This is a genomic window from Enterobacter cloacae subsp. cloacae ATCC 13047 (assembly GCF_000025565.1).
GTDB classification, from domain to species: Bacteria; Pseudomonadota; Gammaproteobacteria; order Enterobacterales; family Enterobacteriaceae; genus Enterobacter; species Enterobacter cloacae.
This window is the reverse complement of sequence record NC_014121.1, coordinates 1,372,830-1,386,290: the sequence shown is the minus strand read 5'-3', so window position 1 is coordinate 1,386,290 and position 13,461 is coordinate 1,372,830. Positions and strand designations below refer to the sequence as shown.

Genomic DNA, 13,461 nt, shown 5'->3' with positions numbered 1-13,461 from the left:
TATTTGGGGGTTACCGATGCATGTCGGGATAACATGCATCCTGCAGCAGGAATAACGTCAGCCTTTTTTACACAGCAAGAATATGCTTGAACATAAATCAGGGTATTGATGGCCTAACTCGTAGCAGCCCTCAAGATATTGCGTCGAGATGATATCCGTCCGTAAAAGTTTATCCCACTGGAAATTAGCCAGCGCTTTGAAAAAAATACCTGTGCGATAAACCACATTCAGTCCGGCAAGACGGGCATCTCTCTCAAGCGTATCCAGAGAATAAGTGCAACGATGGCCATGGAGAAACTCGGCCTCCGTCACCGCACTATTATGCGAGATTAATCCCATTTTGACCGCAATCTGTCGGGAAGCGGCATGCGCATTGGGACACACCAGAAAAAGGTGTCCGTCATCCGTTAGCCATTCATCATTAATGCGTTTTAAGAGGTTAACGGGATCGTCAATATGCTCCAGCACATGGGTGAGAACAATATTGTCATAACGCTCAGGAAGTTGAACATCCTCAAAGCGGGAATGGACAAACGAGACATTTTTTCCCAGGCGCTTACGGGCGATGGTCATCGCCTCTTCGGAAGCTTCCACGCAGGTGATGGCGTTAAATTTTTCAGCCAGGCGTGCGGTGAAATCACCTTTAAAACTACCCAGTTCAAGTAAATTACCTGGCTTAAAGAACGGTGTGAACGCACGAATCATAAAAGGGTGCATCACATCAAAATCAAAGTTATAGGCGTACTGATGATCGGCAGTATCCTTGATTTCCAGATTGTAATCACGAAGGGTCATGTTGTTTTCTCTCTCTGTAAAGTCATGGTTATCTTTGAACCGTTTGCTATTCCAAAGGTAAAACCATGCTTTAGATATAAACGTTGTGCCGACACGTTATTCTTATCGACTTCAAGATTAATTTCAGTCACACCCTGGGAGTGTAAATGTGCAATGCTTTGAATTAACAGCTGACTACCCATGCCGCAATGCTGAGCGTCCGGCAAAACGGAAACATTCGTAATAAATCCCTGCTGACGCTGCGTGTTATAATAGGCAGCCACCAGTCCGGTGAGCGTGTTGTTTTGCCAGGCTTCGCTTCGCCATGCCCGCGCCACTATTTTCTGGGCATAGTCCTGTAACGCTATTCTTTCGCTGATTGACGCAATAAATAGCGGGTCACACCGGTTAAAATGTTCGACTATCTCCTCACGAGAGGCGCGGTTTTGACAAAACACCCAGCGATTCATAACACCAGTTCCGCAAGGCCGAAGCCCGCTTTGCCAAACGCATTACCGTTATAAAGCAAATAGACTTTTTCATCGCAGCGGAAAAGATGGGGATAGCACTGCATTTCGCTGTCCCAGTCATCCACGGACGCGAGCGACGCCATCTGGCTATCATCACGATGCCAGTGGTGTAAATCATCAGACCAGGCATAGCCCAGACGATAACCGCGCCCCTGCCCAGTACGGAAGTCAAAACACTCCCGGAAGCAAAAGACCATATGATACCGGCCATTGATTTCAATCACCGTCGGCAGCGCCTGGCATTCGTCTTCCCCCAGCACCGAAGGAATGATTTGCTGGCTGTCACGCTGCCAGTTGATGCCATCGTCTGATTCCGCATGGGCAATTTTATAAATGCGATCCGGCACCGATTCCGGCGTGCGCTTTTTCCAGCCCGTGCCAAAGATGTACCACATGTGGAAACGTTCACGGGTATGGATGACAAAGGCATCACCCACTAAGTGTGGCTCGTGCAATGAGGGGCCCATCACCGGCCCGGTACCGACACGGGTGAAGTGTTCGCCATTGTCTGTGCTTACTGCCAGACCAATGGCCGTATCAACCGAGACCGAAACGCGACGGTTCCACCCGGTTGTCCAGGCCATGATTTTGCCGTCGTGACGTAAAACGTTGCAGGGGAAAATACCGTGCTCGTCGAATGTGCCCAGTTCAGCAGGAGCAAGTACCGGCTCGGGACTGATGCGAAGCACCTCCCGCAGAGATTTATCCATATCCACATAGCAGACGCGGCTGATGAACTTTGCTGAGTGCTTTTCTTGCTCACGCGTGGAGAAATAGATACGGACAAAGTCATCAAACACCAGCGCTTGCGGAGACTGGGCAAACCCCACCCCATTTGCCAGAGGAGGAAACTGCGACGGCGAATAGATAAGTCCGTGCTTACGCCAGTTCAGGGTTAGCATAATTTGCCCTCCAGTTGTGCCAGGCCAAAGCCATAGCGGCCCACCTGATCCCCCAGATAAGCCATGTAAATAGTGCCATCCAGTTCAAATACGTGTGGGTAGCTGATCATCTCGGCATCCCACCCGGAGGCGGACACATCAATGCCAGCTTTACTGTCATCCCGATGCCACGTGATCATATCCAGACTCCACGCGTAGCCGATGCGGTAACCGTTCTGCTTTCCGCGATAATGGGCGCTGTAGCGGTAGCAAAAGAACATATGGTATTTGCCGTTGGCGTAAAAGACATCCGGGCTGGCCTGCGCCTCGTCCTCTTCGATACGGCTGGGGATCAGATCTTTATTCAGCTTCGTCCAGTTGATGCCATCGTCAGAGGTCGCCATGCGGATCTTGTAGACCGGCTCTGCGCGGCCATCCACCCACTTCCATTTGCGCCCGGCGATATAAAAAAGCTGCCACTGGTTATTGAATCTGCGAATTTTTGGCCCACTCATCACAAACGGCTCATCCGGTGAGTAGCCAATTGCCGGTCCCGGGCCCGCTTTAACAAAGGTTTCCCCCTGGTCATGGCTCACCGCCATGCCAATTGCCACGTTAAACGGCACCGATTCGCAGCGGGTCCAGCCTGCATACCAGGCTTTTACCACATCGTTATCGCGCATTACGGAGACGGGATAGGTTCCAAATTCGTCGAACTCTCCGTATCCGCCCAACGGGAGAATCGGTTCGCGGGCGACGCGCAACACGTGGAAGAGATCGTCACGTGCCAAATCGACCCAGGCGGAGTAGCTGACATATTTTCCCTGTTCATCGGCGGGTGGACGGCAGGAGAAATAGACGCGTACGAAATCATCAAAGATCAGCGTCGCAGGGGCCTGCGCAAACTCTTTAAGCCAGGGGAGATGGGTCACTTCCTGCGGGGTAAAGACCTTACCCAATTTTTTCCATGTAAACATATTAAATTAACTCATAACCATGCTGGAGGCGACGAACCACCTCATTGCGAGGGTTAAACATCATGACGTCAATAATCGACAGCCACGGAATAAACGCCGCGTCAGAATGCGGGTAGTGCCACGGCTGCGGCTGGATAAATTTCAGCTCAAGCCCGCGGTCGACAAAATCCTCCCGGGAATAGAGCGCCATGCCCCCCGGGGGATTAATATACGTACGGGCGTTCATCACCTGACAAATATCGATGACGCGATCCTGAGACTTTAACGCGTGATTCGCCGGTAATGAGGACGAGACAATCAGCTCGCAGGAGAAGCCAAAATAGTCCCGCAGCCGGTTCAGCCCCTGCCACAGATAATTAAACAGGTTTTCGTCCGGGTTCTGAATAATCTCCTCAACAACCGGCATTACCGCAGAAAATGAGGGGGCGTGGCGATACGCCCCGATTATCTGATTGCACAGCTTGTTGCGGTCAAATGTGGCTGAGAGCTGCCGCTCCCTGATATCCAGAAAGTCCGAGTCTTTTTTTAGCGGCAGCGAGATTAACGACTCCGCACCGCGAACCTGAATACGGTTACGGTTAATCCACCCTTTTTTCGTGTATTTGATGTTGTCATACACCACGAAAGCATCAACGGCCGCCATGAGCTGAAAATAGCCGCAATACGGGAAAAAATAGGGTTGCATGATCGCCAGCTTCATCGGTTTCCTTTCCTATCCATTGACCACCAGCGCAGGCTCAGCCGCATGAGCAGCATCGATAAACAAGCCCTGAATAATCTCAATAATACGACGCTGATCGGCCACCGGCAGTCCGGGATAGATAGGCAGGCAAAGCACCGCATGAGAAATTTCATCGGCAACCGGGAGATGTTGTACATTCGCCGTCGGGAAGTGGCGATACATCGGGAAGGCGCTGATAAGCGGATAGAAATAACGGCGGGCATAGATATTATGCTTACGTAATTCCGCATAAATCGCATCCCGGCTGACCGCCGAATCTGCACGAATAAGTACCGGGAAGTAAGAGTAATTCCATTCAATATTACTGGCCGGTTTAATGTATTCCAGCGCCGGAAGCGCGGCATCGAGCAGTTCAACGTAACGCTGATAAATCACCGCACGTTCCTGCAGCGCACCGTCAATATACTTTAATTGCAGCAGTCCCATGGCCGCCTGCACTTCATTCATCTTGGCGTTAATACCCGGCGCCATCACGATGGTTTCATCGGCAAAGCCAAAGTTTTTAAGATAATCGATGCGCTGTTTGGTTTTGGCGTCGTGGCAAATAATGGCGCCCCCTTCGAAGGTATTAAATACCTTCGTGGCGTGGAAGCTCAGCACGGAGAGATCGCCATAATTGAGAATGCTGGCGTTATCCTGTTTGACGCCGAAACAGTGGGCCGCATCGTAAATCACCTTCAGCCCATAGGTATCGGCAATCTTCTGGATGCGTTCCATATCGCACGGAATACCATAGCAGTGGACCGGCATGATGGCCGTTGTTTTAGGCGTAATCAGTTCTTCAATGCGATCCGGATCGATATTAAACGTGACAGGGTCAATATCGGCAAACACCGGCGTTAAATCATTCCACAGCAGGCTGTGAGAGGTGGCGACAAAGGAGTATGGCGTGGTGATCACTTCGCCCGTAATACGCAATGTCTGCAGCGCCGTCAGCAGCGCGAGCGTGCCGTTAGAGAACAGGCAGACATGCTTTACGCCAAGATAGGCCGCCAGCGCCTCTTCCAGTTGCTGATGGAATTGCCCGCTGTTGGTCAAAATTTTACTTTCCCACAAGGTCTCCAGGTAAGGGATGAACTCCTCAAGTGGCGGAAGAAGTGGACTGGTAACGTAGACATTTTTCATAAGTTAATCCTCAGTACCTGTTACCCGGAAACTGTGAGGTGCTTCGTCAGCACACCATTTACGCCAGGCCTGACGTAGGGCCTGCTGGAAAGGAATCGCCACATTGCTCTGCCCCTGCGTCGGGATCGTGCTCCGCATGCTCTGGCGCAAGGCGTTAAGGGTTTCCAGTTGGGTTTGCCAGCGCACGGCTTTATCGAAATAGTCCTGCTGACTTTCCGCAACAAATTCATCCAGCCCGTAGATATGCATAATCTCCAGCCCCTGACGGGCAGGATAGGTCGCCCCTGCCAGGGTGAGCGTCGGGACGCCCATCCAGATGCCATGGCTGGTGGTGGTGCCTCCGTTGTATGGGAAGGAGTCAAGGAGCATGTCCACCTCGTGATGCATCTGCAGGTAGGCCTCCATTCCCGTGGTTTTACGGAAGATGAGCTGTTCATCCGCCACGCCCAGCGCATTGAGCTTCTTGCGGTAGCGGGCGATCATCGCGTCATCATCCATAAAACCAATCAGCAGCCTTGACGTGGCGTTATGCTGGAGAATGCGCGCCCACAGCGCGAAGACCCGATCGTTCAATTTTTTAGGACGGTTAAAGCTACCGTAGGTAAACCAGCCGTTCGTCAGGGCTGGCAGCGTATTGACGTCAGGACTGGACGCATCCGGCTCGAAGAAGTTATCAAGCGGGATTGCAATCAGCTTCTCCGTGAACTGCGCGTCTATCGCCGCATTTCTGACAAACCCGGTACTGATAATGCGGTAATCCATCTGCGTCATCCCGGTTGTGCCCGGGTAGCCCAGCCAGGTGATTTGCACTGGCGCAGGCTTAAAGGCAAACGCAGGTAACCGCGTTCCGGTGGTATGGCCCGAGAGGTCAAAAAGAATATCGATCCCGTCACTGTGGATCTGTTTTGCCAGCTCAACGTTATTGAGATCGGTAACGGATAACCACTTCGTCGAGGTGTTACGGAAGTGCTCCGTGACGGCATCATCTTTATCGAGCGTGCTATAGCCGTAGAGGGAGAACTGTTCCCGGTCCATACCATCCCAGAACGGCCGCAGGAAACGGCTTACCGGGTGGTTGCGGAAATCGCCGGAGACAAAGCCGACGCGCAGCGGCCGCTCAGGATCCTTGCTACCCTGCCACGGCAGCGTCAGGTCGAATTTTTTCGCCCATGCGCTCACCAGCTCGCCATAAGCAAGATGGCGCTCGAAGAGCACCTCCGGCGAGACGGAAAAATCGTGGGTCAGAACAAACAGCAAGCTGGTGAAACAGTCAAAATCACCCGGCGCAAACTCGAGCGATTTCTCAAGGAAATAGCGTGCTTCCGTCAGTTTCTGGTTATCACTCAGAATGATGCCCATCATTGCGAGATGCAGCGGGTTCGTGGCGTTATAGCGCAAAGACTCTCTGGCACAGCGTTCAGCCATGGCCATGTTGCGGCGCGAGTGATACACCACCGCCAGCGTATTCCAGAATGACGCGTTATTTTTATTCAACCGCAGCAGCGCCTGGAGGATGCGGGCTGAATAATGCAACTCACCCTTTTTCTGTAGCACGGTGGCCAGGTCGAACCAGATATCCTGCCCGGCAGAGTAGCGGCTCATCAGTTGACCGAGTGCCGATAAGGCCTCATCCCAGTCCCCCATCAGCAGGCTGGCGCGGGAATAGCAGCGAAGCATATGCAGGTTATGGGGATCGTTTTCAATCTGTCCGCGGATATAATCGCGCGCGTCTTTAGCCAGACCCGCAGCAATCAGGGCGTTGACGTTTTTGTAGATGAGATCGATAGCAGGATCCTGTTCATCCTTCTCACCTGCCATTATTTGTCCGTCAGCCAGTAAACCACCCTGCTGCGACCCGACGTTAAGCAGCAACAGCGTATCGATGCTACGTTTGAGATAGTCAACATCCCCCGGGCGTAAATAATGCTGCTGTGCTCTGCGCCACGCTTCAGGGGAGCCTTTCAACAGACCTTTCGCTTTCAGTGCCGAAAAAAGTTCGCTGCTTTTGGCCTGATTGACATCCATGCCTGCAAGTGCAAATTCACGCTCTTCCTGACTAAGAGTGACGCGCGCGCCCCACAAATTAAACGTGACGTCGGCGTCATCGCCTGTCTGAAGAGGTGAAATGAAGGCAAGTTCACGTTCCGGTTGAACATTGTATGGCCCTGGTGAACCGGCCCAGTAGAGTCCCGGAATTTGATTGAGAAACAGATCTTTCAGTGACTCAAGTACCTGCTGGGCGACATCCTCCTCCTTTTCAGGAAGACGGGTGTTGAACACCAGCTGTTCAAACGACAGGCTCAGCGGCCATGCGCCGCCAAGCAGATCGAGAATGTGCAGGGTCGTGGTATTAAGCGTTGAGAAAAACTTCCCTTCCGCGTTGGTGTGAGCATTAACAACCTCACCCCGCTCGTTGCGGTAACGCCTGAAATCACCGGCCCAGTGCAGCGTGTTCAGGCGGGTAAAATCCAGCGCCGCCGCGTTGACGGCATCATCACGGGAAAGCAGGCTGACGCGCTCGCGACGGTTGACGGCAAAATCGAGATATTGCTGCGCGGCAATCGACGTCTGTCCGGATGAGACCAGAGCGTGCAGCTGATGAATTTGCTCGCTAACACTTTCACCCGTTTCGTACTGCGGCAGCGCATCTCCCACGTAGCGTAACCCGCAGGCGGAAAGGCTATCGTTGAAGTGAATAAACTGCCCGGAGGTATGGGTGGCGCTTGCCAGCATCTCACTAAGGGTGGCGTCGTCAACGTGCTCCATCGCGAGCACATGGTGTTTGATCTCGCCTTCCGGCTGAGTCATGGCCAGATAGCTGAGCATGCCGCGAGCAAACGCCACCTGCTCTTCTGGCCGGCCCGCCAGACGTGCATGGAAAGCCAGCGCATCCTGGACATATTGCGCCGCGGACTCAGGCGGGGTAAAGGTTTGATGAATGGCAATCATGCCGCGCGCCGCCAAATGACGATGACACCACTGCAACAGCGCGTCACGCTCTGGCATGCCAGCAGGAATAAAGTCCCCGCGGATCAGAATGTAATCGAACTCACCCGGCGACACGCTCAACACATCGTTAAGACCCGCCGCAACCAGTTCGATATTGGCGATACCCAGACGCTGCGCCTGCCTCTGCCCCGCTGAAACAGCCTCTTCGTTACTATCAATCCCTATCCCGACACAATCCGGCCAGGCCAGCGCAGCGGATAACAACACATCTCCCTGTCCGCAGCCTAAATCCAGGACGCGCGCATTCTCAGGCGCCCCGGCAGGAAACTGATACAGGGCAGCGGCAGCCTGCAGACTGGATAGCGTGAATCGATTATCTGGATACAACATACAGAGAAAGTTCCATGAGTTCAGTGGTTAGCCAAAATAGGTTTGTTGCATCGCAGCTTTATAGTTCTGGTACGCTTCGCCGCCTGATTTTTGCGTGGTCACGGTCCAGCTGAACGTGTCGTCGGTGTAGCGAATGTCGATCAGTTTCTCCAGCGGCTCGCGATGAATGGCCATCTGTTCTATCGCCGGAAGGGCATCCAGAGAGACCGACAGCGCGACCTGATCAAGGAACCACTCCGCATTACCGCGACGTAAGTTCCAGTCAATAAAGGTGGCGACAAGCGAAAGGTATTTACGCGAAAGCGTGCCAGGGACCGTATAAACAAAGCCCGCAGGCACCTGCTCCCACGGCGGCGCGCCGTTGCTGTAAGAGAGGACAATCTCACTCTTCGGGAGATGTGGCTCAATATCCGACCAGTTCTTACGCACCAGACAATCCGCATCAAGCACCATGATCGGTGACGTGAATACGCTCAGCGCATAGCTAAGGAAGACAAAGCGTCTTGAGGCATACCAGACGTTGATACCAAAAACAGGTGTAATGGTTTCGGCCGTCGCGGATATCACCATGCCCGGAAAACGCTGGTGCAGGGCATTAACGTGCGCCTTTGTCTCATCATCCGGGTTATAAAGATGCAGGTGAACGTTAAGCCCATCGCCGTTGGTGTGGTAGACAGACCCTAACAGCGTCAGGGCATGATCGAAGTAATAACGTTTGTCGCACGCCACCAGAACCGTGGTTTTTCCGTTTTCTTCCGCCGGAAGAAGCCACTCGTAGTGCGAAAAATCAGGCTCATAATCAGGCATTTTCAGGGCGGAAAAATCGATGAACGATTCGGGACAGCCACCCAGCTTATGAATGCCCGTGACGATCATCAGCATCGTTAACGCGTCTTCACCAATATGTTCAGGATTGGCGGTCAGCTGCTGGATAAGCGTCTGCATCTGATTAAAATCATCTTCCATCAGACAAACCAACAACAATATTTTCATCACGGTTGGGGATGGACTCACCGCCGCGTAGTAGTTAGAAATCAGGAATAAGGCGGCGTCAATTTCGTTAATGCGGAAGAAGACCTGAATACCCGCCACCAGTAGATTAATGCTGTTGTCGTGTTGAAGCGCCTCTACCACCCAGCCGGTAATGGTGTCGCTCATCTCTTTTGAAAATGGCGTGGGCTTCCCTTCATTTTTAAAATCAAACGCGGCGTTTGCAGCAGCAATCGCGCACAGCATGCGCTTCACGGCGAGTTCTTTGTCTGCATCCAGATCGGTCATGGCTTCCATGATCTGGGGTTCGAGCGTGACAATATCGGAATTTTTATAATGCAGGATTTCGGTAACGATATGCGCAGGCAATGCATCCGTTTCCGGCAGGAAAATTAACCGTGAAAATTCGTCACGGTAAAACTGATGCAGCGATCGTGTACGCTCGAACTTGTTCATCCCGATTCTCTTAGTAAGATTGCGATTCTTACCCATCGTACAAGGGAATATCCGGGATAATGGAAGGAACACCCCCGGGAATAATGGCTTATTTCGGAGATTGTCTGACGGGCAAAAAAAAAGGTTGCTGTTTCCAGCAACCTTTTGTGAAACAGGCGCGGCGATTAACGCAGCAGAGACAGCATTGCCTGTGGAACCTGGTTTGCCTGAGACAGTACAGAAGTACCAGCCTGCTGCAGGATCTGCGCGCGAGACATGTTGGAAACTTCGGTAGCGTAGTCAGCGTCCTGGATACGGGACTGAGCAGCAGACAGGTTGTTGATAGAGTTGTTCAGGTTGTTGATGGTAGATTCGAAACGGTTCTGAATCGCACCCATGTTAGAACGCGCGGTATCGATTTTCGCGATTGCAGCGTCAGCAGCAGAGATAACAGCCTGTGCAGAGGCGTTATCAGAGATAGCAGTGCTCAGGCCAGCGCTCAGGGTACCAGAGGTGGCGTTGATCAGCGCGTTGCTGTCGATGGAGATGGTGTCGTTAGAAGAAGTACCTGCACCAACCTGAATTTTCAGCGCGGTAGATACGGAACCGTCCAGCAGTTTCTTACCGTTGAAGTTAGCTGCGCCCGCGATACGGTCGATTTCAGCCAGACGCTGTTTGATTTCAGTGTTGATAGAAGTCAGGTCAGAAGAACCGTTAGTGTCGGTAGCAGCCTGAACAGACAGCTCACGAATACGCTGTAAGTTGGTGTTGATTTCGTTCAGGTTACCTTCAGCAGTCTGAACCAGGGAGATACCGTCGTTGGCGTTACGCGCCGCCTGGGTCATACCTTTAACCTGGGAGGTCATGCGGTTAGCAATCGCCTGGCCAGCAGCGTCATCTTTCGCGCTGTTGATACGCAGACCAGAGGACAGACGCTCGATAGCAGTGCCCAGAGAAGACTGAGATTTGTTCAGGTTGTTCTGAGTGGTCAGGGACAACAGGTTAGTATTGATAACTGCCATAATTTAATTCCTTCAAAAATGGTTTCTAGGGTCGGTGCCTTAACACTCACGGCGTCTCTCACCGTCATGAAAGTTATCGACGGGTCTGAATAAGACTTTAGAAATTTCGTCAAAAAATTATTAACACATTGATTTTAATGAATTTATAGTTATTAAAATCTATTCAGAACGCCATCAGAAACGCTATTTTTCAGGAAACGTTTTCACATTTTATTCTTCCCAGGTTTTTCTTTTATATATGTCTCTCACGCGCCAATAGTGCTATATGGCCGTAAGGTTGAGCGCTATTCAGCCGATAATTTTTTTACCTGAAACGTAAACTATCTGCATAAGTCGCCGATAACTACCTGAAACTACCATTGGCTAAAGGAAATAAAAAAATGGCGAGTAGCTCAATCACTCTCTCTTCAGGCGCGACTATTACGAGTCTGGGCGTAGGTTCAGGTCTGGATCTGGCAACACTGTATAACAATCTCGAAACGGCTGAAAAAACCAAGCTGAACACCATCACCAATCAGCAGACGTCCTATAATGCCCAGCTGAGTGCGTTCAGTAAGCTGCAAAGTGCAATGACGTCGCTGAATACCGCCACTGCAGCCCTGGGAAAAACGGACACCTGGAACGCGGCGTCTATTGGCTCGACCAACACCGCCTTCAGCGCCACCACCACGGCCGGTGCAGCGGTTGGTTCCTATAGCGTACAGGTTAAATCGCTGGCGAAAGCTCAGGTATTAACCTCTGCCGTCCAGACCAGTGCCACCGCGCAGCTGGGAGCGACTACCGGTACCACGCGTACCATCACCATCAGCCAGCCAGGCACCACCAAACCGCTGACCGTCGATCTTGCTGACGGCGACACCAGCCTGAACGGTATTGCCAGCGCGATTAACAAGGCTAACGGCAACGTCACGGCAACGGTAGTGAAGTCGAAGGACAACGAGTACACCCTGATGCTGTCCTCGAAAACCACCGGCACGGCCAATGACATGACGGTGACGGTGACCGGTGACGACACCTTAAAAGGCATTATCAGCTACGACTCATCCACGAATACCGGCGCGATGAATCAGCAAACCGCGTCACAAAATGCGTTGGTTACCATCAACGACATCGACATTGAGCGTTCGACCAACACAATTAATGACGCGCTGCCGGGCGTAACCCTCACCCTGAAGGCAGAAAGCACCAAGAGCGAAAATTTAGATGTTACCCGCTCTACCGATGCCACCAAAAAAGCCGTCACGGATTGGGTTACCGCATACAACTCCCTGCAGTCGACCATCGCCAGCATCACCAAGTATGTGAAAGTGGAAGCCGGTGCCGATCAGTCCGCCAGCAACGGTGCGCTGCTGGGTGACAACACCGTGCGTTCTGTACAGTCACAGCTGCGCGATATGTTGACCGTGGTCCAGTCTGGCTCCTACGCGATCATGGCCCAGCTCGGTATCACCCAGGATCCTACCGTGGGCGCTGACGGCTCAATGGGTAACCTGAAAATCGACGATGCCAAACTGACAAAAGCGCTCACCGACAGCCCGGAAGCGGTGCAGGCCTACTTTATTGGCGATGGCAAAACAACCGGTCTGGCCACGCAGATGGGCAATACCCTGACCGCCATGCTGAGCACGACCACCGGTAAAGAAGGGATCATCAAAAGCGCGACTGACGGTATCAACAGCACGTTGAAAACCCTGGATAAGCGCTACGACGCAATGGAAGCGAGCATCGAAGCCACGATGGCCCGTTATAAAGCACAGTTCAACAGTCTTGATACCATGATGAGTAAACTGAATAACACGGCCACCTACCTGAAACAGCAGTTCAGTTCTTAGTCGTAAGGAACGTATATGTATGCACAAAATGGCGCCCGAGCTTATCAGCAGGTCGGGCTGGAAAGCGCGGTGCTGAGTGCCAGTCCGCATCAACTTGTCGTAATGCTGTTTGACGGGGCACTGAGTGCCCTTGTCCGCGCCCGTCTTTTCCTGGACGAAGGTAAAATCACCGAAAAAGGCGAAGCCTTATCGAAGGCGATCAATATTATCGATAACGGGTTAAAAGCCGGTCTGAATATGGAGATCGACAGTGAACTGCCGGGCAACCTTGCCGCGCTGTACGAGTACATGGTCAGACGTTTGTTGCATTCAAATCTGCGTAACGACGTGGAGGCGATTGTAGAGGTCGAAGCGCTGCTCAATAACATTGCGGATGCGTGGAAACAAATTGGTCCCAATGGTCCTTCTTCTCAGGATATCTATTGATGAATAATCCAGCGTCCGCTCTTGATAACTGGCAGGCCCTCTATAACCTCAGCCTTACCATGTTAAAACATGCTCGTTCCGGTCTCTGGGACGAGCTCATTACCCTTGAGATATCTTATGTTCAACTGGTAGAGAATATCTCCAAAAACCCTATTTCGGAGGCACATCCGTCCCAGATTGAGCAGGCACGTTTTCTACTCGAGAAGGTTCTGCAAAACGAGACCGAGCTCAAAATGCTGCTTGCCACACGCATGGACGAACTGCGCAGCCTCATTGATCAAACCGGTAAACAGCAATCCATCACATCAACCTATGGAAAGCTGTCAGGGAATATTCTTTATCCAGAAAGTTTGACCCGCGACACACAATTATGATTTCTTCATCCATA

12 protein-coding genes are annotated in these 13,461 nt (G+C 52.0%); 3 read left to right on the top strand and 9 right to left on the bottom strand.

The genetic code is table 11. The features are described 5' to 3' along the window. Positions 1 to 57: 57 nt before the first annotated feature. The 9 genes from ECL_RS06705 to ECL_RS06665 all read right to left on the bottom strand — a co-directional run bounded on the left by ECL_RS06705 (position 58) and on the right by ECL_RS06665 (position 10,815). Complete coding sequence (locus ECL_RS06705; protein ID WP_013096017.1) at positions 58 to 795, bottom strand: class I SAM-dependent methyltransferase; 738 nt, start codon at positions 793 to 795, stop codon at positions 58 to 60. Beyond that, positions 792 to 1,244, bottom strand: coding sequence for a GNAT family N-acetyltransferase (locus tag ECL_RS06700; protein ID WP_013096016.1), 453 nt, complete (start codon positions 1,242 to 1,244; stop codon positions 792 to 794). Before ECL_RS06700 ends, ECL_RS06705 begins: the two co-directional genes overlap by 4 nt. After that, positions 1,241 to 2,206 (bottom strand): glycoside hydrolase family protein, encoded by a 966-nt coding sequence (locus tag ECL_RS06695; protein ID WP_013096015.1) that lies wholly within the window; start codon positions 2,204 to 2,206, stop codon positions 1,241 to 1,243. Before ECL_RS06695 ends, ECL_RS06700 begins: the two co-directional genes overlap by 4 nt. Next, positions 2,200 to 3,162, bottom strand: coding sequence for a glycoside hydrolase family protein (locus ECL_RS06690; protein WP_028028148.1), 963 nt, complete (start codon positions 3,160 to 3,162; stop codon positions 2,200 to 2,202). Before ECL_RS06690 ends, ECL_RS06695 begins: the two co-directional genes overlap by 7 nt. A 1-nt stretch (position 3,163) precedes the next feature. After that, on the bottom strand, positions 3,164 to 3,862 hold the full coding sequence (locus tag ECL_RS06685) for a WbqC family protein (RefSeq protein WP_013096013.1): 699 nt from the start codon (positions 3,860 to 3,862) through the stop codon (positions 3,164 to 3,166). 12 nt (positions 3,863 to 3,874) lie between these two features. Further along, positions 3,875 to 5,029, bottom strand: a complete 1,155-nt coding sequence (locus ECL_RS06680) for a DegT/DnrJ/EryC1/StrS family aminotransferase (RefSeq protein WP_013096012.1) — start codon at positions 5,027 to 5,029, stop codon at positions 3,875 to 3,877. Between the two features lie 3 nt (positions 5,030 to 5,032). Further along, positions 5,033 to 8,368, bottom strand: coding sequence for an O-linked N-acetylglucosamine transferase family protein (locus tag ECL_RS06675; protein ID WP_013096011.1), 3,336 nt, complete (start codon positions 8,366 to 8,368; stop codon positions 5,033 to 5,035). 27 nt (positions 8,369 to 8,395) lie between these two features. Beyond that, a complete protein-coding gene (locus ECL_RS06670; RefSeq protein ID WP_013096010.1) occupies positions 8,396 to 9,814 on the bottom strand; it encodes a hypothetical protein in 1,419 nt (472 codons plus the stop codon). Positions 9,815 to 9,978: 164 nt separating this feature from the next. Then, the gene (locus ECL_RS06665; protein ID WP_013096009.1) at positions 9,979 to 10,815 is read right to left on the bottom strand and encodes a flagellin FliC; all 837 of its coding nucleotides are present in this window, start codon (positions 10,813 to 10,815) and stop codon (positions 9,979 to 9,981) included. Between the two features lie 380 nt (positions 10,816 to 11,195). Between ECL_RS06665 and fliD the strand changes: the two genes are divergently transcribed. Genes fliD through fliT form a run of 3 tightly spaced genes read left to right on the top strand, consistent with a single transcriptional unit; the run spans position 11,196 to position 13,447 of the window. Next, entirely contained in the window at positions 11,196 to 12,647 is a 1,452-nt protein-coding gene (gene fliD, locus ECL_RS06660; RefSeq protein WP_013096008.1) for a flagellar filament capping protein FliD, read from the top strand. Between the two features lie 15 nt (positions 12,648 to 12,662). Beyond that, entirely contained in the window at positions 12,663 to 13,073 is a 411-nt protein-coding gene (fliS, locus tag ECL_RS06655) for a flagellar export chaperone FliS (protein ID WP_013096007.1), read from the top strand. Further along, positions 13,073 to 13,447: a flagella biosynthesis regulatory protein FliT gene (gene fliT, locus ECL_RS06650; protein WP_013096006.1), complete on the top strand. Its 375-nt coding sequence runs from the start codon at positions 13,073 to 13,075 to the stop codon at positions 13,445 to 13,447. Before fliS ends, fliT begins: the two co-directional genes overlap by 1 nt. The last annotated feature ends 14 nt before the right edge of the window (positions 13,448 to 13,461 follow it).